Annotated in this window: 19 protein-coding genes; 3 read left to right on the top strand and 16 right to left on the bottom strand. The window is 54.1% G+C overall.

Annotated features, from left to right (window positions below):
* Nucleotides 1-68 precede the first annotated feature (68 nt).
* From BHK98_RS00250 to trmL, 7 genes are all read right to left on the bottom strand, one after another.
* On the bottom strand, nt 69-2078 hold the full coding sequence (locus BHK98_RS00250; protein WP_075711688.1) for a sodium-translocating pyrophosphatase: 2010 nt from the start codon (nt 2076-2078) through the stop codon (nt 69-71).
* Nucleotides 2079-2185: 107 nt separating this feature from the next.
* Nucleotides 2186-2419 (bottom strand): preprotein translocase subunit SecG, encoded by a 234-nt coding sequence (gene secG / locus BHK98_RS00245; protein ID WP_075711687.1) that lies wholly within the window; start codon nt 2417-2419, stop codon nt 2186-2188.
* Between the two features lie 140 nt (nt 2420-2559).
* Complete coding sequence (tpiA, locus tag BHK98_RS00240; protein ID WP_075714850.1) at nt 2560-3309, bottom strand: triose-phosphate isomerase; 750 nt, start codon at nt 3307-3309, stop codon at nt 2560-2562.
* A 244-nt stretch (nt 3310-3553) separates the two neighbouring features.
* Nucleotides 3554-4738, bottom strand: coding sequence for a phosphoglycerate kinase (locus BHK98_RS00235; RefSeq protein WP_075711686.1), 1185 nt, complete (start codon nt 4736-4738; stop codon nt 3554-3556).
* A 24-nt stretch (nt 4739-4762) separates the two neighbouring features.
* A complete protein-coding gene (gap, locus tag BHK98_RS00230; protein ID WP_075711685.1) occupies nt 4763-5788 on the bottom strand; it encodes a type I glyceraldehyde-3-phosphate dehydrogenase in 1026 nt (341 codons plus the stop codon).
* An 83-nt stretch (nt 5789-5871) separates the two neighbouring features.
* On the bottom strand, nt 5872-7251 hold the full coding sequence (gene rpoN, locus BHK98_RS00225) for an RNA polymerase factor sigma-54 (RefSeq protein WP_075711684.1): 1380 nt from the start codon (nt 7249-7251) through the stop codon (nt 5872-5874).
* A gap of 60 nt (nt 7252-7311) precedes the next feature.
* On the bottom strand, nt 7312-7782 hold the full coding sequence (gene trmL, locus BHK98_RS00220) for a tRNA (uridine(34)/cytosine(34)/5-carboxymethylaminomethyluridine(34)-2'-O)-methyltransferase TrmL (protein WP_075711683.1): 471 nt from the start codon (nt 7780-7782) through the stop codon (nt 7312-7314).
* 167 nt (nt 7783-7949) lie between these two features.
* Between trmL and BHK98_RS00215 the strand changes: the two genes are divergently transcribed.
* Together BHK98_RS00215 and BHK98_RS00210 are read left to right on the top strand one after the other, a co-directional pair.
* Nucleotides 7950-8927, top strand: coding sequence for a homoserine dehydrogenase (locus BHK98_RS00215; RefSeq protein WP_075711682.1), 978 nt, complete (start codon nt 7950-7952; stop codon nt 8925-8927).
* Nucleotides 8924-9424: an SEC-C metal-binding domain-containing protein gene (locus tag BHK98_RS00210; protein ID WP_075711681.1), complete on the top strand. Its 501-nt coding sequence runs from the start codon at nt 8924-8926 to the stop codon at nt 9422-9424. The genes BHK98_RS00215 and BHK98_RS00210 overlap by 4 nt, the downstream gene beginning before the upstream one ends.
* Nucleotides 9425-10022: 598 nt before the next feature.
* Here BHK98_RS00210 and nth read toward each other — a convergent pair.
* The 3 genes from nth to BHK98_RS00195 form a co-directional block, all read right to left on the bottom strand.
* Nucleotides 10023-10646, bottom strand: coding sequence for an endonuclease III (nth, locus tag BHK98_RS00205; protein ID WP_075711680.1), 624 nt, complete (start codon nt 10644-10646; stop codon nt 10023-10025).
* A 304-nt stretch (nt 10647-10950) separates the two neighbouring features.
* Nucleotides 10951-11385, bottom strand: coding sequence for a DUF3021 domain-containing protein (locus tag BHK98_RS00200; RefSeq protein WP_083627976.1), 435 nt, complete (start codon nt 11383-11385; stop codon nt 10951-10953).
* A gap of 60 nt (nt 11386-11445) precedes the next feature.
* Nucleotides 11446-11685: a hypothetical protein gene (locus BHK98_RS00195; RefSeq protein ID WP_075711679.1), complete on the bottom strand. Its 240-nt coding sequence runs from the start codon at nt 11683-11685 to the stop codon at nt 11446-11448.
* Nucleotides 11686-12252: 567 nt separating this feature from the next.
* On the opposite strand from BHK98_RS00195, the gene BHK98_RS00190 reads away from it, so the two are divergent.
* Nucleotides 12253-12915 (top strand): GntR family transcriptional regulator, encoded by a 663-nt coding sequence (locus tag BHK98_RS00190; RefSeq protein WP_075711678.1) that lies wholly within the window; start codon nt 12253-12255, stop codon nt 12913-12915.
* Between the two features lie 186 nt (nt 12916-13101).
* On the opposite strand, the gene clpB is transcribed toward BHK98_RS00190, so the two are convergent.
* From clpB to miaB, 6 genes are all read right to left on the bottom strand, one after another.
* Nucleotides 13102-15702, bottom strand: coding sequence for an ATP-dependent chaperone ClpB (gene clpB / locus BHK98_RS00185; protein ID WP_075711677.1), 2601 nt, complete (start codon nt 15700-15702; stop codon nt 13102-13104).
* A 217-nt stretch (nt 15703-15919) separates the two neighbouring features.
* Entirely contained in the window at nt 15920-16636 is a 717-nt protein-coding gene (locus tag BHK98_RS00180) for a site-2 protease family protein (protein ID WP_143404503.1), read from the bottom strand.
* Between the two features lie 204 nt (nt 16637-16840).
* A complete protein-coding gene (locus BHK98_RS00175) occupies nt 16841-17140 on the bottom strand; it encodes a hypothetical protein (protein ID WP_143404502.1) in 300 nt (99 codons plus the stop codon).
* A gap of 8 nt (nt 17141-17148) precedes the next feature.
* Nucleotides 17149-17910 (bottom strand): type 1 glutamine amidotransferase, encoded by a 762-nt coding sequence (locus BHK98_RS00170; protein WP_075711675.1) that lies wholly within the window; start codon nt 17908-17910, stop codon nt 17149-17151.
* Complete coding sequence (locus tag BHK98_RS00165; RefSeq protein WP_075711674.1) at nt 17903-19267, bottom strand: Mur ligase family protein; 1365 nt, start codon at nt 19265-19267, stop codon at nt 17903-17905. The genes BHK98_RS00170 and BHK98_RS00165 overlap by 8 nt, the downstream gene beginning before the upstream one ends.
* Nucleotides 19264-20592, bottom strand: coding sequence for a tRNA (N6-isopentenyl adenosine(37)-C2)-methylthiotransferase MiaB (miaB, locus tag BHK98_RS00160; protein ID WP_075711673.1), 1329 nt, complete (start codon nt 20590-20592; stop codon nt 19264-19266). Before miaB ends, BHK98_RS00165 begins: the two co-directional genes overlap by 4 nt.

Here is a 20592-nt window from a genome sequence, read left to right as displayed (position 1 = left end):
TCTTCCCTTCTGTGAAAAAGACTGCAACAGAAAACGTTGCAGCCTTTTGATTTCAATAGTTCTGTCTGTCAGCCCAGAAGTCCGTTTCCGAACAGCGGAGCGAATACAAGCGAGACGATGGTCATCAGCTTGATCAGAATGTTGATGGACGGACCGGAAGTGTCCTTGAACGGATCTCCGACAGTATCGCCGACAACGGCTGCCTTGTGAGTATCAGATCCCTTGCCTCCGTAATTTCCTTCCTCGACATACTTCTTGGCGTTGTCCCACGCACCGCCTGCGTTCGCCATCATAATGGCCAGCAGTACGCCGGCGGCCAGTGCTCCGGCCAGCATTCCGCCCAGAGCGTCTGCGCCCAGAACGAAACCGACCAGGATCGGAGCGACAATCGCCATCAGACCCGGAACGATCATTTCCTTCAGCGCGGCTGTCGTGGAAATATCAACACATTTTTTGTAGTCCGGCTTGGACGTGCCGGCCATGATTCCCTCGTCCTCGTGGAACTGCCTTCTGACCTCCTCGATCATCTGATTCGCCGCTCTTCCTACCGAATTCATCGTCATCGCGGAGAAGATGAACGGCAGCATAGCGCCGATGAACAGTCCAATGATGACAATCGGGTGCAGAAGATCGATTGCCTTAAGCTGTGCGACAGACGCGAAGGAGACGAACAGCGCCAGCGCGGTAAGCGCCGCAGAGCAGATCGCGAATCCTTTTCCGATCGCCGCCGTGGTGTTTCCGACGGAATCCAGCTTGTCTGTAATGTTTCTGACTCTCTCCGGCAGTTCAGACATCTCCGCAATTCCGCCGGCGTTATCAGAAACAGGACCGTATGCGTCTACCGCTACAGTAATTCCTGTAATGGACAGCATTCCGACTGCGGAAAGTGCGATTCCGTAAACGCCGGCAAAACTGTATGCGATATAAATTCCCACTGCGATGCAGATAATCGGCCAGAGCGTGGACAGCATTCCGACGCCCAGTCCGCTGATAATCGTGGTAGCTGACCCGGTCTGGGACTGCTCCGCAATCTTCTTGACATGCCGATAATCGGCTGAAGTATAGATTTCGGTAATCTTTCCAATTAAGACGCCGACGATAAGTCCGGCGATGATTGCGAATGCATAGTTATATCCGCCAAGCATCTGCTTGCTCAGAATCAGAGACGCGACGATTACAATCACGGCACTGATATAGGTCGCCATGTTCAGCGATCTGGCAGGGCTTGAGTTCTCGCTTCCTCTTACACAAAGGATCGCGACAACAGATGCGATCAGTCCGATCGCAGAAAGAATCAGCGGGAAGATGGCCGCCGTTCTCTCGTCAAACGCGCCGCTCACTTCTGCCTCGGAAACCGCGACTGCAGCCAGAGTGATAGCGGAAATAATGGATCCTACATAGGACTCAAACAGGTCAGAACCCATTCCGGCGACATCGCCTACGTTATCGCCTACGTTATCCGCGATAACCGCCGGATTTCTCGGATCGTCCTCCGGAATTCCGGCCTCGACCTTTCCTACCAGGTCAGCGCCGACGTCTGCGGCCTTAGTGTAGATACCGCCGCCGACTCTTCCAAACAGCGCCATGGAAGAAGCTCCGAATCCGAACCCTGTGATACACTCCACGACAGTGGTAAGATTCAGTACGCAGAACACTACGGACAGACCAAGAAGTCCCAGTCCCGCAACACACAGACCCATGACGGATCCGGAACGGAACGCGATCTTCAGAGCCTTTGCGATGCCGGACTCCTCCGCCGCTGCGGCAGTCCTGACATTCCCCAATGTCGCAACATTCATTCCGAAGAATCCCGCGAGTACGGACAGCAGCGCGCCGATCAGGTACAGGATACCGGTCGTCGGGCTGATGAACAGACTCAGAAGAACACAGAGAACAACGATGACAACCGCCATGAATTTGTACTCTCTCTTCAGGAACGCAAACGCACCCTCGCGGATGAAGCCCGAAATCTCCTTCATCCTGTCGTTTCCATCTCCGCACTTTCTGATCCACGACGCCAGCCCGAAAGCCGTCACCAGTGCGATCACAGCGCAAATAGGAGCAACAAACTTCAACATATAATACCTCCCATTTTTACGCACATTAAGAGGTACTCAGCAGTACCTCTTAACACGCAGAAATATAAAATAAAAATTTAAACACATTCTTCCATGTTCTACGTACTCTATTTTCCAAGCGTCACAAGCGCCAGCGAAAGTACGATGAACACGACGGACATCACGATGGTAATCTTGTTCAGAATTCCCTGATATCCGCGGCCTCTCTTCTTGCCGAAAAGCTGCTCCGCGCCGCCCGCAATAGAACCGGACAGCCCGTCACTGTTCCCCTCCTGAAGCAATACGCTCAGAATCAGGATCACACTTACGATCGCAAGAACGACCATCATAGCAATGTACATATTCTAATTTCCCTCCTGGTCTGATTTAACTATTAAACAATATCATAGCAGACCGGAAAAATCAAGACTTTCATCAGCTAAATTGTGGCTAAATTAGGCAAATCACACGGATTGTCTAAAAAGAGACTGCCTGAAAGGCCTCAGAAATTGATGATATCCATAAACTTCTGAGGAATCAGGCTGGCGCCTCCCACGAGAGCTCCGTCGATCTCGTCCATGTTCATGATTTCCGTCGCGTTCTCCGGCTTGACACTTCCTCCGTACTGAATGATGACCCGGTCGCAGGTATCCTCGTCGTACAGTTCCTCGATGACGCCGCGGATCACCGCGCACATCTCTCCCGCCTGCTCCGGCGTCGCGGTCTTTCCGGTTCCGATCGCCCAGATCGGTTCATACGCGATGACCATGGATGCGACCTTATCCGCAGCGATACCGGCGAGATCCGCCCGGATCTGTCCCTCCACGATTTCCTTTTCTCTGCCGGCCTCTCTCTGCTCGAGATTTTCGCCGACACAAAGGATAGGAACGATGTCACTCTCATTCAGCAGCTTTTTCAGTTTCAGGTTGACCGTCTCATCCGTTTCGTTGAAGTACTGTCTTCTTTCCGAATGACCGATTACGCAGTAATCGACGCCGATCTCCTTCAGCATCGGAAGGGAGATTTCCCCGGTGAACGCCCCTTCATCCTCAAAGTGGACGTTCTGCGCGCCGACTCCGATATTCGTACCGGCAAAAGCCTCCTTCAGCGTGTCCAGTTGGGTAAACGGAGCACAGATCGCGGTTCTCACGTCGGTATCCTTATAAAGCGTCCTGAATTCTTCCGCGAATTCCTTCGCTTCTTTCTTTGTTTTAAACATCTTCCAGTTTCCCGCGATGAACGGAATTCTCATAGCCATAATTGATTACCTCCATTTGATGATAATTAGTGTCTGCCTGTTAAGTCCCCGTCGGAAAGTTTCCGCCGGACTTAGCGGGCGCTGACGTCAGTTTATCGGCAGGCTGCCCAATACGCTCACCAGCATCGGTATTTCAGGCATATCCGGCAGCTGAGCACGCATTAATTATGTCCGTCCTGCATACGGAAGACAGCCGGCACCGCGTATGCGGCGCCGGCGTCTCAGCAATGCAGTCAGATTATTTGTCCTGAATCACAGCAATTCCCGGTAGTGTTTTTCCCTCGAGGAACTCCAGCGAAGCGCCTCCGCCCGTGGAGATATGTGTCATCTTGTCCGCCAGGCCGAACTGCTCGACAGCCGCAGCAGAATCGCCTCCGCCGATGACGGTAATCGCGTCGCTGGCTGCCAGCGCCTCCGCGACCTTCTTTGTTCCCTCCGCGAAATTCGGCATCTCGAAAACGCCCATCGGTCCGTTCCAGACGACCGTCGCTGCCTTGCCGATCTCCTCCGCGAAAAGCTCCGCCGATTTCGGCCCGATATCCATGCCCATCATATCCGCCGGCATTTTGTCGCGATCCACCGTAACGGTTTCCGCGTCGTTCTCGAACGCCGCGGCGCAGACCACGTCCACCGGCAGGAGCATTTTCACGCCGGCCTCTTCCGCCTGCTTCATCAGCTCACCGGCAAGCCCTACATTGTCAGCATCCAGAATGGAGGTTCCGATTTCCAGCCCCATCGCCTTGTAAAAGGTGTACGCCATTCCGCCGCCGATGATTAAAGTGTCCACCCGGCTGATCAGGTTCCGGATGACCGGGATTTTGTCGCCGACCTTGGCGCCTCCCATGATGGCCACAAAGGGTCTCTTCGGGTCCTCTACCGCGCTTCCCAGGAACTTCACTTCCTTTTCAATCAGGAATCCGGAAACTGCCGGCAGGTAATCTGCGATTCCCGCGGTTGACGCATGCGCTCTGTGGGCCGTGCCGAAGGCTTCCTGCACAAAGAGCTCCGCCAGGGATGCCAGCTCCTTCGCGAATCCGGGATCGTTCTCCGTCTCCTCTTTACGGAACCGGACATTTTCCAGGAGCATTACTTCTCCGGGCTTCAGCTCCGCTGCCATCTTTTTCACTTCATCGTCGACGACGGTCGGTGAAGATTTGAATTTCACTTCTTTTTTCAGATACTCAGACAATCTCTCCGCGACCGGCGCAAGGGTGAATTCCATCTTCGGCTCTCCCTTCGGCCGTCCCATGTGGGACATCAGTATCAGGGCAGCATCGTGCTCTAGGAGATACTCGATGGTGGGCAGCGCCGCCCGTATTCTCGTATCGTCGGTAATTCTGCCCTCCTGCATCGGCACATTGAAATCACAGCGTGCAATAACCTTTTTTCCTTTTACGTCGATATCCCGTATTGTCTTTTTCATAGCCGTACTCCTTTTTCTTCTCCTTTAGTTTTTCGCTGACTGGTCAACCGAATACATATGCTTTATCAGCTCCAGCGTTTTGCAGGAATAGCCGTACTCGTTGTCGTAGTACGCGATCAGCTTGAAGAATTTGTCGTTCAGCTCGATTCCCTCTCTGGCGTCGAAGATCGACGTGCAGGGGTCGCCGACAAAATCGCCGGAAACAACCTCGTCATCCACGTATTCGATGACTCCGGCCAGTGTGGTCTCGGAGGCCTTCTTGACCGCCCGGCAGATGTCCTCATAGGACGCCGATTTCTTCAGTACGATGTTCAGGTCGATGACTGAAACGTCATTCGTGGGAACGCGGTAAGCGATTCCCGTCATTCTTCCCGCCAGCTCCGGAATCACCAGTCCGACCGCCTTGGCGGCTCCCGTCGTGGTCGGGATCACGTTCCCGAACACAGAACGTCCGGTTCTCCAGTCCTTCAGGGAACGGGCGTCTACGACCTTCTGCTTGGCTGTCGCCGCGTGGATAGTGGACATCAGTCCCTGGTCGATGCCGAACTCGTCGTTCACGACCTTGCACAGAGGCGCCAGACAGTTAGTCGTGCAGGACGCGTTGGAGACCACGTTCATGTCGCTTGTGTACTGGTCGCTGTTGACGCGATAGACAAAAGTCGGCGTGGTCTTGTCCTTCGCGGGCGCGGTAATGATAACCTTCTTCGCACCGGAATCGATGTGATCCTGCGCCTTCTCTGTGGTGTTGTAAGCGCCCGTCGCCTCCACAATGTACTCCGCTCCGCAGCGGTCCCACGGAATGTTCTTCGCCTCCGACTCGCTGTACACGGGGATCTTCTTGCCATCGATGATGATCCCTTCATCGTATTGCTCGAGCTTGCCGGGGAACCGTCCGAAGACGCTGTCATACTTGAGCATATATACCATATATTCGATATTCGCATTTCTCACGTTAATTCCGCAAATGTCGATTTCCGGCATATCCTGCGCAGCCCTGATCACGACTCTCGCAATTCTTCCAAATCCGCTGATTCCTACCTTTGCTGCCATCTCTCTTTCTCCTTTCGGCACATAAAGTATTTGTTGATTCGTATTCTTTAAATATCCTTGCGATATTGAAAGCAGTGTTAATTTCAGTATCTTCTCCGCTTGGAGGAGGACAGGATTCCCATTCCCTCGCGGTATTTCGCCACGGTCCGTCGGGAAATCTCGATTCCCTTTTCCTTCAGCAGCGCCACCATGTCCTGGTCGCTGTACGGCTTCTTCGGATCCTCGCCGTCAACGATCTCGCGGATGATGGACTTCACGCTGTTGGACGACAGTCCGCCTGCTCCGCCCGCCACCGGCACGCCGCTGGAGAAGAAGTATTTCAGTTCATACACCCCTCTGGGGCTCTGCATATATTTTCCGTTTATCGCCCGGCTGACCGTCGATTCATGGACGCCCAGCTCCTCCGCGATCTGCTTCAGCGTCAGCGTCCGGATAAACTTTTCGCCCTTCTCGAAAAAGTCCTCCTGATAGTGGACGATCGCCGCCGCCACATTCATGATGGTCTGTTTTCTCTGCTCGATGCTTCGGATCAGCCACATGGCTGAATTGAAGCGGCTGGTCAGGTAATTGTTCAGATCCGCGTCCTGCTTCGCAGCGCCGGACAGTTTTTTGTAGTAGGAGCTTACCATCAGCCGGGGGATGCTGGAGTCATTGCTGGAAACCACATACTCTCCGTCGATTTTCTCCACAATGATGTCCGGAATCACATAACGGGTGGATTCCCCGCTGTTGGCGAACTGCCGTCCCGGCTTGGGCTCCAGGCTCCGGATCAGATCCACTGCCTGCTGCACCTCCTCGCACCGGATTCCCACTGCCCTGGCGATCTTGGAAAGCCGGTTGTCCGCAACGTCGTTCAGCATATTCTCGATGATGTATTCCAGCTCGTCCGTCAGTTCTCCCCGGGACGCCAGCTGAATCTCCAGGCACTCCGCCAGGCTCCTGGCGCCGACCCCTGTGGGCTCCATCTGATGCACATAGCCCAGAATCCGCTCGACCGTCTCCTCATCGGTGTCCATCATCGTCGTGATTTCCTCCATGGAGAGCGTCAGATAGCCGTTCTCGTCGATTCCTTCAATGATAAAACTGCAGATCTGCCGGTCCCGCCCGATCAGTCTGCTGAAGTTCAGCTGCTCTGTCAGAAAGTCCTGCAGGGTCTGTTCCGCCGACGTGAACTGCTCAAATGTGTACTCCTCCCGATCCGAATGATTTTCCCACTGCCGGTCGTTTCCGTCGTCGTAGTCATCCTCTGCGATCCGGTCGCGGATATCGATTTCCACCGGCGACTGCCCGTCGTCTCCGTCGTGATGGGCCTCTTCCAGAATCGGGTTTTCCAGAAGCTCATTCTGAACATAGTCAAACAGATCCATATTGCTGAGCTGCAGGATCTTGATTGCCTGAATCAGCTCCGGCGTCATCGACAGCTGCTGTTTCTGTTCTATTGTCAATTCATATCCAAGCTTCATTGTTTCCTCTGCCTGATTTCGTTATCTTTCTTTATGCAAATATTATACCATACCGGGGCGCTATTTCAACCCCGGAAAGCCTAACTGACGCAGCGCTTCGAACAAAATTATGTTGGCGGAATTCGCCAGATTCAGCGATCGCAGACGGGTATTTTCGCTCATGGGAATCCGTACGGTCTGTTCTCTGTGAGACTCCAGCAGCTCCCGCGGAAGCCCCCGGGTTTCCCTGCCGAACAAAAGCATATCCCCGTCGCGGTACGCGACCTCGGTATAGAGGGAACCGCCCTTTGTTGTCGCGAAAAACATCCTGTTCTCTCTGTACTCCTCCATGAAGCTTTTGAGATCCGGATGCACCCGCAGCTTCACGTACGGCCAGTAATCCAATCCCGCCCTGCGCACAGCCCTGTCATCGATGCGGAAGCCCAGCGGCTCCACCAGATGCAGCACAGAATCCGTCGCCGCGCAGGTCCGCGCGATATTGCCCGTATTCGGCGGAATCTCCGGCTCTACGAAAACGATATGCAATGCCATGGCGTATTTCTCCCTCCTGTGTTTTCCGATGCTCCGGCCGGGTTTCCCTTCCTGATCCTCTGAAGAGATCCGACCGATATCATCATACTTGTTTTTTGACAAAAGATAAAGACAAAATTTTATATTTGTTATATAATGAACCGGAAAGCTACGTTTTAGGAGGAATTATGAAAAAAATCAACATCGGAATTCTCGGACTGGGGACGGTCGGCGGCGGGACCTACGACATCCTGAGAGACAACAGGGACGTCATATGCAGGCGGACCGGCGTTGACTACGAGGTGACCCGGATCCTGGAGATCAATCAGAAAGCAGTCGAAGCGCACGGTGTGGATCCTTCCGTCGTGACGCAGAATGTGGATGATATTCTGTCCGCAGACGATATCGACATCGTTGTGGAATCACTCGGCGGAATCGAGCCGTCCAGTTCCTGGATGCTGAAGGCGCTGGAAAACGGGAAAAATGTTGTAACGCCGAATAAAGCGGCTGTCGCCGCGAACTACGGCAAGCTGAAAAAAGCCGCTGAGGACAGCGGCGTGCAGATCCGCATCGAGGCCTGTGTCGGCGGCGGAATTCCTGCTCTGACCGCGATTACAGAGGCTCTGGCGGGCAATGTATTTACGGAGGTCATGGGAATTCTGAACGGAACGACCAATTATATTCTCACCAAGATGGGCGACGAAGGTCTCTCTTATGATGATGTGCTGAAGGACGCACAGGCGAAGGGCTTCGCGGAGGCCGACCCCACTGCGGACGTGGAGGGAATCGATGTCGCCAACAAGCTGTCGATTCTGATGGCGCTGGCCTTCGACCGGTATGTACCGCCGCAGGATATCCCGACCGTGGGAATTACCGGCGTCACGATGGACGATATCGCGGCCGCCCGCGAGAGGGGCTGCAAAATCAAGCTCATTGCAAAGGCAGCGGTAGCCAACGACGGCGGTCTCAGCTTCGAGATCCGTCCTATGGAGATCCCTCTGGATCATCCTCTGGCCGGCGTTAATAACGAGTTCAACGCCATCTATATCACCGGAAACGCTGTGGACGAGGTCATGTTCTACGGTAAGGGCGCCGGAGCGCTGCCCACCGGAAGCGCCATCGTCGGCGACATTATTTCCATCATGAGAACGGAGGCATTAAAATGAGTTTATACACTGACTGGAAAACCCTGCTGGAAAACCAGACAGACGACACCTTTGAGGCGTTCTGGGATGAGTACTGCAAGGCTGAAATGAAAATCTACTCTCGTATTCTGGAGCACCATGACGAGCATCTGACCGGAGCCCTGGGCGAGCTGTCCGAAAAATTCGAGGTTCGTCCGGTCATCTTTGAAGGATTCCTGGACGGCATAGAAAACAGCCTGAAGAACGGCGACAGTCTCGATATCGAGTCCATGACCGAGGACTCCGCCATCGACCTGGACGTCGATTTTGAAAAGCTGTATTATAATATGTGGCAGGCCGACGCGCCTCATCTCTACTCCCTGGAGGCCTGGTCAGGCGTCCTCGATGAAGACACACGCAAAAGGATTTCAAAGGAATACAAAAAATCCAAAATCTACCACGCCCCGAAAAAGCCCGGCAGAAACGACCCCTGCCCCTGCGGCAGCGGCAAAAAATACAAAAATTGCTGCGGCCGCTAACACGCCGACTGGCGAGCCGAAGGCGAAGACAGAGGCGATGTAGCTCCCATGCCAGAACCGCAGCACTTTAGTGCGTGGCGGTTTACGGCGGCGGCCGCTAACGCTGGAGACCTGGCACAGCGACTGCAAGCCAAAGCGCCGCAGAGCTGATGCAGGTCCCATGTCAGAACCGCAGCACTTTAGTGCGTGGCGGTTTACGGCGGCGGCCGCTAACACGCCGACTGGCGAGCCGAAGGCGAAGACAGAGGCGATGTAGCGCCCATGCCAGAATCGCAGCACTTTAGTGCGTGGCGGTTTACGGCGGCGGCCGCTAACACGCCGACTGGCGAGCCGAAGGCGAAGACAGAGGCGATGTAGCGCCCATGCCAGAATCGCAGCACTTTAGTGCGTGGCGGTTTACGGCGGCGGCCGCTAACACGCCGACTGGCGAGCCGAAGGCGAAGACAGAGGCGATGTAGCGCCCATGCCAGAATCGCAGCACTTTAGTGCGTGGCGGTTTACGGCGGCGGCCGCTAACACGCCGACTGGCGAGCCGAAGGCGAAGACAGAGGCGATGTAGCGCCCATGCCAGAACCGCAGCACTTTAGTGCGTGGCGGTTTACAGGTTCTGCTCGCAGAGCGCCGCAATACAGCATTCCTCACAATGCGGTTTTCTGGCAGTGCAGCAATTTCTTCCATGAAAAATCAGGCAGTGGTGAGTGTCCGTCCACCGGTTTTCCGGGATGGTCCTCATCAGTGCCTTTTCTGTGTCCAGCACATTTTTTTCGCAAACCAGACCGATACGGTTGCTGACACGGAACACATGCGTGTCCACCGCAATCCTTTGTACCCCAAAAGCGACTGACTGCACCACATTGGCAGTCTTACGGCCCACGCCGGGAAGCGACACCAGCGCATCGTAATCATTGGGAACCCGGCCGCTGTACTCATCGCAGAGCTTTCGCGCCAAAGCAACGATGTTTTTCGACTTGGTTTTATACATCCCGATACGACGGATATACTGCTCTACTTCTCCGGGCTCCGCCTCAGCCAGCGCCCGGGCGTCGGGATATGCCTGAAACAGCTCAGGCGTGACCTGATTTACACTCTTATCCGTAGTCTGTGCGGAAAGCACCGTCGCCACCAGAAGTTCAAAAGGGTTCTGATGATGCAGCGCACACCCGGCATCCGGATATTCTGCCTCAAGCAGATCCAGAATCTTTGTTACTCTTTTCTTATCCATGCCCCCTATTATATTACCGGATGCACAAAAACGCAAGGAACCCCGCCCGGCGGGAGCTGCACTCGAGGGGGGAGCTCACGGTGCAGCACTCAGGGGTCTTCCGACATTGTTTTTGAAAATCGCCGGCAAAATAGGTTTTGTAGGTTAATTATTAACCCACAAAACCTACAAACTCGTCGCATCACAAAAAGGGTTCCGGGAAAGGGGCAGAGACTCCCACCCGGCATACCGGAATTGTCGATACCGAGCCTCACATTATTCCTTCAACCGAATGCAAAAGCCTGCCCCCGTATCCTCTGCATCTTTATATGTCCGCAAACATAAGCCGCACTCTGTTTTTCTGCTCAACATCCCGGTTCAGTTTTCGGATTTTGTGTCTCCAGGCAAGGTACATAGTGAACCAGATTATCACAAATACTGCAGCGAATATCAGGAAGAAACCGAAAATGCCTCTCGCGCTGCGATCCATCCAGTTCAGAGCGTAACCTGCCGGCATAAGCGCAGCGGCTGCTATTGCAAAGAAAAATCCACTTTGTTTTGCGATGCTCCAGTCCTCTATGTCCCAAATCACAGATGAGGCTCCGAAGACAATTCCCACCAGACCGGACAGCAGAGTCTGTAAAATTACTGCCGTGATTTCGCTTCCCACTGTATCGGCAAACGCGGGAGTACAGGCGTAGAATCTGCCGTCTCCGACAATAAGAGAATTAACGATGGCCAGAAAAAAAACAGATAGCAATACCTTTCGGAATGCCCAGCATTCCTCGAATAAAAGCTTTTCTCTTCATTTGAATATACCTCACATTTCTAACCGCTGTTTGATTTTTGACACATATCTTCTGGATGCATAGCTGGTCGTGCCATCAGACATCCGGACACCGATTGTACCTGTAAAGCTCAGGTCAAAACCGATGAGTATCTGCGGAACATCGACGGACAGACGCCGGACCAGTTCCCTGATTTCATTCGTCACCTGATTCGTCAGTATCAAAAGCTTCGGCTCCTTGCAGTTCGGATCGACCTGTATTTCGATTCGCAATATATCACCCCCTGCTGCAGCATATCCTCTGCAATATATTTGTGATAAAATCATGTCTGTGTGTACAGTATAGTCAAATAAAGGGCAGCACGCCACTCTTTTTCGATAAGCGGTCGATTCGGGAGAACATTCGGTTGCAGGAATAGCGTGAGACGCGGTATTGACAATTCCGGTATGCCGGGTGGGAGTCTTCGTCCCTTTCCCGGAACCCTTTTTGTGATGCGACGAGTTTGTAGGTTTTGTGGGTTAATAATTAACCTGCAAAACCTATTATGCCGACGATTTTCAAAAACATTGTCGGAAGACCCCCCGGGCGCGGCAGTCGGGAGACCGTCATGTGCAGCGCGCAGTCGGGAGCCCCTCATGTGCAGCAGCCTCCTTGACCGGGCCCTGTGATTCCCGTATAATATTCAAGGACGGAAGCACCGTCAGCGTCCGTCAGGTTTGGCGGAGACTTTCCGGAGGAAACTTATCGACAGAAACTTATCGACAGAAACTTATCGACAGGAACTTTCCGGCGGAAACCTGATGAGCAGATGCAATTTACGAATTACCGAGGAGTGACACATGTCAATCATTCAATATCTGGAGGATGAACAAAATAATAACCTGCCGTTATCCAGCAATCTTTTTTCCAAGCTTCAGGAGGATATTCTGACCGGCAAGCTGGAGGACGGTGAAAAGCTTACAGAGATCAAAATCTGCAATCAGTACGGCGTCAGCCGCACGCCGGTTCGGGAAGCTCTGAGGCAGCTGGAGGCGGACGGCCTGATTATGACCATCCCCAACCGGGGCGCCTTTGTAAAAGCTCTGACGGAACAGGATATCCACGATATCTACGTGCTCCGCTCTCAGGGAGAAGTCACCGCGGTCCGCTGGGCAATCGAGCGGATAACAGAAACGGAAATGTCCGAGCTGGACGAAACCTTTGCGTTCATGGAATTCTACACGATGAAAAACGACATCCCGAAAATGCTGAACATCAACATCGCATTTCATCAGATCATCTATCACGCCACTCACAACCGTATGATGCTCCAGCAGCTGTCGGCGTACCAGCTGTACCTCCGCCACTGCAATCCGTCCAACTATTATGCTCCCAATTACCTCCGGGATGTGCTCGCGGAGCACCGCGACATCTACGACGCCTTCGGAGACGGTGATCCCGAGGCCGGCGCGGCGGCGATGAAGCGGCACATGGAAAACTCCGCCAAAAGGAAATTCAAATAGGCCCTCCCTTTCGGCCGGCCTATCCCATCCGGCATTTTACGACAAAACAAACCGCGCCGCCGCGGCACTTCGCCAATTCTGCAACTTCAAAACCGCGCCGCCGCGGTGCTCCGTCAATTCTGCAGCTTCAAAACTGCTGTCCGGAGCACGCGGCAGGCGCGGTCTTTTTGTTCTGTACGTATTCAGTTAAGCTTCCTGCTTCGTATGGAATGTGAGTCCGTTCTCGTCCGCATCCACTGTGACGCCGGTTCCGTCGTAGACGTCCCCGCGAATAATCATTTCCGCAAGCTGCGTCTCGATATGCTTCTGCAGATATCTCTTGACCGGTCTCGCACCATAGGCGGGCTCGTAGGCCTCGTCCGCAATTCTGCGCTTCGCGGCGTCCGTCAGCGTCAGGGTGATATCCCTCTCCGCCAGGCGGCTTTCCAGCGACTTCATGGACAGCTCGATAATCTTCACGATCTGCTCCTCTGTCAGCGGGCTGAACACGATGATATCGTCAATCCGGTTCAGGAACTCAGGACGGAAGTAGTTTTTCAGTTCTCCCTCCACCCGGTCTCTGACCGCGGGATCTATGCGCCCGTCCTGGGAAATATTGTCGATCAGCTCTGCGCTCCCGATGTTGGACGTCATAATGATAATCGTATTCTTGAAATCCACCGTGCGTCCCTGATTGTCCGTCAGACGGCCGTCGTCCAGAAGCTGCAGCAGAATGTTGAAAACATCCGGATGAGCCTTTTCAATCTCATCGAACAGAATAACGCTGTACGGTCTCCTGCGGACCGCCTCCGTCAGCTGCCCGCCCTCATCGTATCCAACATATCCCGGAGGCGCTCCCACCAGTCTGGAAACGGAGTGCTTCTCCATGTATTCGGACATATCGATACGAATCAGATTCTTTTCGCTGTCGAACAGAGCCTCCGACAGTGATTTCGCCAGCTCGGTCTTGCCTACGCCGGTGGGCCCCAGGAAAATAAAGGAACCAATAGGCCGGTTTTCATTCTTCAGCCCTGCTCTGGCGCGCAGGATGGCCTCCGCCACAGACTGAACACCCTCATCCTGGCCCACGACTCTTTTGTGCAGAATCTCAGGCAGACGCAGCAGCTTGTCCCGCTCAGTCTCCACCAGCTTCGCAACCGGAATACCGGTCCAGGACGAAACCACCTCTGCGATTTCTTCTTCGCCGACCTCCTCCTTCAGCAGGCGGTTTTCCTCCGCCGCGTCGGACTTGGCCTTCTCCGCCTCGAGCTTCTTCTCCAGTGCGGGAAGATCTCCGTACTTCAGCTTCGCCAGCCGCTCCAGATCGTAATTCCGTTCCGCCTCTTCCATCTGCTGACGGACGTTTTCAATCTCCTTCTTGGTTTCCTTCACAGCGGAAATAGCTTTCTTCTCGCCTTCCCACTGTGCCCGCATCGCAGAGTTTTCATCGTTCAGCTGCGCAAGCTCCTTCTCCAGCGCGGCAAGCCTTGCCCTGGAAGCCTTGTCGTCCTCCTTGCTCAGCGCCTGCCGTTCAATCTCCAGCTGCATAATCTTGCGGCTGATCTCGTCCAGCTCTGCCGGCATGCTGTCGATTTCAGTACGGATCCGCGCCGCCGCCTCGTCCATCAGGTCAATGGCTTTGTCCGGCAGGAACCGGTCGGTAATATACCTGTCCGACAGTCTGGCGCAGGCAATCAGCGCATTATCCGTAATACGGACTCCGTGATGGATTTCAAACCGTTCCTTCAGTCCACGCAGAATGGAAATCGTATCCTCTACGCTCGGCTGATCCACTAGCACCTTCTGGAACCGGCGCTCCAGCGCCGCATCCTTTTCGATGTATTTGCGATATTCGTCCAGCGTAGTCGCGCCGATACAGTGCAGCTCTCCTCTTGCCAGTTTCGGCTTAAGCAGGTTGCCTGCGTCCATGGAGCCCTCCGTCCGTCCGGCTCCGACGATATTATGGATCTCGTCGATGAACAGAAGAATCCGCCCTTCCGACTTCTCCACCTCATTCAGCACGGCCTTCAGCCGTTCCTCAAACTCGCCCCGGAATTTGGCGCCCGCAATCAGCGCGCCCATATCCAGCGCAAAAATAGTTTTATCCTTCAGTCCTTCCGGAACATCGCCCTTCAGAATTCTCTGGGCAAGTCCCTCGACAACGGCGGTCTTGCCGACGCCTGGCTCGCCGATGAGCACCGGATTATTCTTTGTACGGCGGGAAAGGATCTGAATGGTGTGGCGGATCTCCGCATCCCTGCCGATTACCGGATCCAGCTTGCCCTGCCGGGCCATTTCCACCAGATCGCGGCCGTATTTCTCCAGAGCCTCATAATTCTCCTCCGGATTCTGGCTGGTGACCCGCTGATTTCCTCTCACCTTTGACAAAGCATCCAGGAACTTCTCCTTTGTAATCGAATACTTGCTGAACAGACGCGCCGACGGCGTTCCCTTCTCGGCAAGCAGCGCAAGATAGAGATGCTCCACACTGACATATTCATCCTTCATCTGATCTGCCAGCTTCTCTGCATCGATAAACAGCTTGTTCAGCCGTCTGGACGCATAAACGTTGTCCGCGTTCCCGGAAACCTTCGGGATCTTCTCCATCTCTGCCTCCAGATCGGCGATCATCGCCGTGGGATCCGCGCCCATATACTTCACAAGCTTGGGTATCAGCCCTTCCTTCTGCATCAGCAGGGCAAGGTGCAGATGCTCCCCGTCCAGGACCTGATGACCCTCCGAAACGCCGATATTCTGGCATTCCACAACCGCGTTCTGCGCATTCTGTGTATATCTTTCAATGTTCATTGGTAAATTCACCCCCTCATGACTGGCTGTATTAATCTCTGATGTTTATTCTATACCCTGTTTTTCAAAAAGTAAAGATAAAATTAGCACTCTTTTTGATAGAGTGCTAATAATTTTTTCGTATCCGGCGCACCTTTCCATCGGATTGTGCGCCGCGGCGCTGCTGAAAGACTGCTGTCAGCGCCCATTAAGCCTGACGGGGCTTAATGAGCAGACACTATATTACGATCGTATTCAGCATCCACGACCAGATTCCGTTGATTGCCGGATCCAGAATCAGACTGGTGACATTAAACAGTATCAGCGCCAGCAGGATGTAGAATCCGTTCTGATAGACGATGGGGTACCACCTGTATTTCTCCAGATCGAAGATCTGCGTCAGGATTCCCCAGCCGTCCAGCGGCGGCACCGGAATCAGGTTGAAAATCATCAGTACCAGATTGATGAAAATTCCATACTGCACCATATTCAGAATCACATCCCCGGTGGCTGTAGAGAAAAACGCGCTGCCGGAATGCATGATAAGGTGCAGAACAAAGGCCAGTGCAACGGCGACAATGAAATTCATTGTTACTCCCGCGATGGAAACAAGAAACTCGTCCAGCCTCTTATGCTTATAATAACGCGGATCGATCTGCACAGGCTGGCCCCAGCCGAAGCCGGCGAAGAACAGGCACAGAAATCCGATCAGGTCGATGTGGGCCGCGGGATTCAGCGTCAGCCTGCCCTGCGCTCTCGGCGTGGGATCGCCGCAGCGGTCCGACACGAGTCCGTGAGCGAACTCGTGGACCGTCAGCCCGATCACGATTCCCGGCAGCATCAGCAGCTGACGGTATACCCAGGAACCGAAATCGCTGAAATCTCCATTCAGGATATTCAGCACGATCATCGCCGCAATAACGATAAACAGCGGCATCATATCTCTTCTGTTCAAATAAATCTCCCTTTCGATAAAAGAAGTCTGCCGTCATGACAGACTTCTCTCCTCTGTATCAGTATCATATTGAGTCAGCCTCCGGCGGCGGCTCATGTCCGCAGTCCGCGGCTCGGCATTCGCCGGTTTCACGGCTCGGCATTCGCCGGTTTCACGGCTCGGCATTCGCCGGTTTCACGGCCCGGCATTCGCCGGTTCCGTGGCTCAGTCCTCGCTGGTCAGCGCGGCCAGCGACTCCTTCAGCTCGTCGATCGTCTGGTTATGAGCGTCGATTTTCTCGATAATGTTCTTCAGATCCTCATCGCTCTCGATTTCTCCCGACTTGATTTTGTCAAAGAAAATCTTGCCGATCTTCTGCATCTCGATGTTGATCTCCTTCTTCTCACTATTAATCTTGCCCTTCAGCTTCGATGTCTCCAGCGCGTCGCTCGCTCTGTCGCCCATCTGCTGCGCCGCATCTCTCAATGTGTCCAGGAACGCCATTTCATTACCTCCTACTGTCATAAAAACCCTTATCTGCCGCAATTCGTCAAACCGGTTTCCTTTGTTTCAATAAATTTCTGCTTTGTCGCAAAGGACCTGCGCTCCAGCGTCGGCTCATAGCCGAAGTCCCCGACGGTAATATCCCTCGCTGCCGCCGCCACACGGATGATTTCCTCCGTGAGCCACGGGTTGCAGACCAGCATCGGTCCCAGTGTGTTCGTAAAGATGGAGTTCCCCCGGAGCACGCCCTCATTCCGGTCCTTTCCGGTATTTCCGTATCCGTACCGCAGATGCCCGAAGGGCTTTTCCGAGACGATATTAAGGTCTCCCATCTGGATCTGGTTGCCGATAATCTCCATCTTTTCGTTATTATACTCGCATTCAAACCAAATGTCATCACCGTAGACAGCTTTGTTTTCTGAAAACTGTGTGAAGATGATTCCAAGTCCCTCAGCCTCGCTGCCGTCACTGCGCAGAATCTGCTTCCCGAACAGACCTACCGACGTGCCGGTGACCAGCATGGGCCGTCCTCCGTCGACGTATTCCCTCAGCTGCGCCTTGTATGGCAGCAGCCAGTCCCGGACCGCGGGGAAGGATGAGATCTCTCCCGGAGCACAAAAGATAATGTCATACTCCTCCGGAGCGAAGGTCGCAGAAGTGAAATCCACCTTCTGAATCTCCGGCTCAAATCCGGCCAGCTGTGCGAACCTCGCCAGCGCCAGCAGGTTCCCCCGTTCTCCGTGAAGAAACAGCGTATCCGGGAACAGCCACGCGATTTTGAAATTACTCATATACGGCACCCTCCTTCTTCAGGAACTTCTCCATATGCTCATAGGTATGAAGCCATGTAATCAAATAGATATTATCCGTCTCTGCCTCTTCGATTTCACGGAAGATCACCTCAACGTCCTCAGAATCCTCGATGGTGATTTTCGCAGGGTCCACGCCTTCATAGATAAAGCGGTTCGCCGTATCATAGCAGACCGGATTGGAGAAGCAGAAATACTTCTCCACGTCGCTCTTCACCAGCTTGCTGAAATCACAGTCATAAGCGTAGAAGGTGACCGCGTAGTGGGGAATCATATCCACGAGGGGACAGAGCCCCAGCGCCACCATCTTGCGGTTCGGATCCGCCGCCATGACATTGATGGAGGTCTGCAGAGTCTCCGGATTCTCCTGCTTGATACGCATGTATTTAATGGTCTTTCCTTTGTAGTGCATGATCTCGAAGCGTCCGCCCACGTTCCTGAAACCGGCGAAGGCCTTCGCCGCCTCTGCCGGCCCGATTTCTCCGAACTCCTTCGCCACCGCCACCGCCGCGCTGTAATTATACAGCATATAGGGCGTGTCGTAGGGCATTGTGAAGTCTTCGCCCGCCTCCCGGAAACTGCGGTTCTCGAAATCCACGTCCTCCACGGTATAATCCGCCTGCGCGAGGCTGTGATGACCGCAGTTACTGCAATGGAACGCTCCGATGCCGTCCGTGTTATAATAGTCGAACACGATTTTGTGACGACATCTGGGACACGCCATGGTCACATAGCTCCCGCTCTTCCGGAACGCCTCGCTGTGTCTCGCCACGCCGAAACTGACCGCCTCCCGGGCGTCTTCATCGAAGGCACGGGCCCGCGGCTCCTCGTTGTTCAGGAAAATCCGCAGATTCTGCCCCTTCACCGCCTCCTTCAGCTTACGGTAAATGAAATCCGGATCGCCGTTGCGCTGCACCTGATCCTTCTGCAGGTTGGTAATCAGGAGATTAGCCGCAGGAAGCTGCCGGCGGATCACCGGAACGAACCTCTCATCCGTCTCAAAGATGAAGTAGTCCGCCTTTACCCTCCCCGTCAGGCTGCTGGCCTTAATCAGCGCGGTGCACACGCCGTAGATGAGGTTCGCGCCCTCCAGATTGGAGACCACCTTTTTCCCGTTCTCCCGGAAAATATGGTTCACCAGGTTGTTCGTCGTGGACTTTCCGTTGGTTCCCGTGATGAACAGAACGCGGTCCGGATCGATTCCCTTAAAGTGGGCCACCATCTGCGGATCAATTTTCATCGCGTGCTCCCCCGCGAAATTGGAGCCCCTTGATTTATCGATCAGATTGATCAGTCCGTTTACAATCTTGGCGAACCACAGTGCAATATAAAATCTCATTGAACAATCCTCCCTTCGAGACTAAAGGTTTTCCCCTCCGTAATTTCCACATCCACGAATTGGCCGATCAGATCGTTCTCTCCCTTGAAATTCACCAGCTTGAAGCCGTCCGTCCGTCCGGACAGCGCGCCGGGGTTCCGCTTGCTCGTTCCCTCCGCGAGAACGCGCTCCACCCTGCCTTTATACGCGCTGTTCTTTTCCGCGCTTATAGAGTCCACAAGCTCCACCAGCCGGTTGAACCTCCGGTGCTTGACCTCCTCCGGAATCTGCTCCGGAAGCTCCGCCGCCGGCGTCCCGACACGGGGAGAATACAGAAAGGTGAACGCGGAGTCATAGCGGACCTCCTCCACCAGACTCAGAGTCTCCTCAAACTGCTCTTCTGTTTCTCCCGGGAACCCGACGATGATATCCGTTGAAATTGTAATCTCCGGAACGGCTTCCCTCAGCTTCCGTATAATTTCCAGATACTGCTCCCGGTCGTAATGGCGGTTCATGCGCTTCATGATCTCGCTGCTGCCCGACTGCACCGGAAGATGGATGTTCTTACAAAGCTTGTCGCAATCGGCGAACACCCGGATCAGCTCATCAGACAGATCCTTGGGATGAGACGTCATGAACCGTATCCTCTCCAGTCCGTCGATTTCCGCGATACGCAGAATCAGATCCGCAAAGCTGCAGACGCCGCCGTCCTCTGGTTCTCCCCTGTAGCTGTTCACATTCTGTCCAAGCAGCATCACTTCCCGCACGCCGTCTGCCGTCAGCTCCCGGATTTCCTTCACGATATCCTCCGGGCGCCGGCTCCGCTCCCGGCCTCTCGTATAGGGAACGATGCAGTAGGTACAGAAATTGTTGCAGCCGTACATGATGTTGACCAGAGCCTTGCAGCGGTGGAGCCTGCGGGCGGGCATACCCTCCACAATTTCTCCGCCGTCCTGCCAGATTTCAATCTCACGGTCCTTCTGCCGGATAACGTTCTCCAGCAGAGCGGGGAAGCGGTGGATATTATGCGTGCCGAAGACCAGATCCACCCACGGATATTTTGTCTTCAGCGTATCGATAATGTGCTGCTGCTGCATCATGCAGCCGCAGACGCATACTACAAAGTCAGGGTCAGCCGTTTTCCTGCGCTTCAGCTGCCCCAGCGTGCCGAAAAAGCGTTTGTCCGCATTCTCCCGCACGCTGCAGGTGTTCAGAATCACCACCTGCGCCTCTTCCCTGTCCGGAACCGCTCTGTACCCCATCTCGTCCAGCAGGCCCGCCAGAATTTCCGAGTCATGCTCGTTCATCTGACATCCGAATGTCGTTATGTGAAATGTCTTCTCCAT

Source organism: Hornefia porci (genome assembly GCF_001940235.1).
Taxonomy (GTDB): Bacteria; Bacillota; Clostridia; order Peptostreptococcales; family Anaerovoracaceae; genus Aminicella; species Aminicella porci.
Note: the sequence above shows the minus strand (reverse complement) of the source record. Positions and strands in the feature narration are given on the sequence as shown.

Excerpts from the sequence above, each read along its gene's own strand:
- BHK98_RS00250 (WP_075711688.1), bottom strand. The coding sequence starts at position 2,078 with ATGTTGAAGTTTGTTGCTCCTATTTGCGCTGTGATCGCACTGGTGACG.
- tpiA (WP_075714850.1), bottom strand. The coding sequence starts at position 3,309 with ATGAGAATTCCGTTCATCGCGGGAAACTGGAAGATGTTTAAAACAAAG.
- trmL (WP_075711683.1), bottom strand. The coding sequence starts at position 7,782 with ATGGCATTGCATATCGTTTTCGTAGAGCCGGAGATTCCGCCGAATACG.
- BHK98_RS00170 (WP_075711675.1), bottom strand. The coding sequence starts at position 17,910 with ATGAGTAATTTCAAAATCGCGTGGCTGTTCCCGGATACGCTGTTTCTT.
- BHK98_RS00210 (WP_075711681.1), top strand. The coding sequence starts at position 8,924 with ATGAGTTTATACACTGACTGGAAAACCCTGCTGGAAAACCAGACAGAC.
- BHK98_RS00215 (WP_075711682.1), top strand. The coding sequence starts at position 7,950 with ATGAAAAAAATCAACATCGGAATTCTCGGACTGGGGACGGTCGGCGGC.
- clpB (WP_075711677.1), bottom strand. The coding sequence starts at position 15,702 with ATGAACATTGAAAGATATACACAGAATGCGCAGAACGCGGTTGTGGAA.
- nth (WP_075711680.1), bottom strand. The coding sequence starts at position 10,646 with ATGGATAAGAAAAGAGTAACAAAGATTCTGGATCTGCTTGAGGCAGAA.
- secG (WP_075711687.1), bottom strand. The coding sequence starts at position 2,419 with ATGTACATTGCTATGATGGTCGTTCTTGCGATCGTAAGTGTGATCCTG.
- rpoN (WP_075711684.1), bottom strand. The coding sequence starts at position 7,251 with ATGAAGCTTGGATATGAATTGACAATAGAACAGAAACAGCAGCTGTCG.
- BHK98_RS00190 (WP_075711678.1), top strand. The coding sequence starts at position 12,253 with ATGTCAATCATTCAATATCTGGAGGATGAACAAAATAATAACCTGCCG.
- gap (WP_075711685.1), bottom strand. The coding sequence starts at position 5,788 with ATGGCAGCAAAGGTAGGAATCAGCGGATTTGGAAGAATTGCGAGAGTC.
- BHK98_RS00235 (WP_075711686.1), bottom strand. The coding sequence starts at position 4,738 with ATGAAAAAGACAATACGGGATATCGACGTAAAAGGAAAAAAGGTTATT.
- BHK98_RS00165 (WP_075711674.1), bottom strand. The coding sequence starts at position 19,267 with ATGAGATTTTATATTGCACTGTGGTTCGCCAAGATTGTAAACGGACTG.
- BHK98_RS00175 (WP_143404502.1), bottom strand. The coding sequence starts at position 17,140 with ATGACAGTAGGAGGTAATGAAATGGCGTTCCTGGACACATTGAGAGAT.
- miaB (WP_075711673.1), bottom strand. The coding sequence starts at position 20,592 with ATGGAGAAGACATTTCACATAACGACATTCGGATGTCAGATGAACGAG.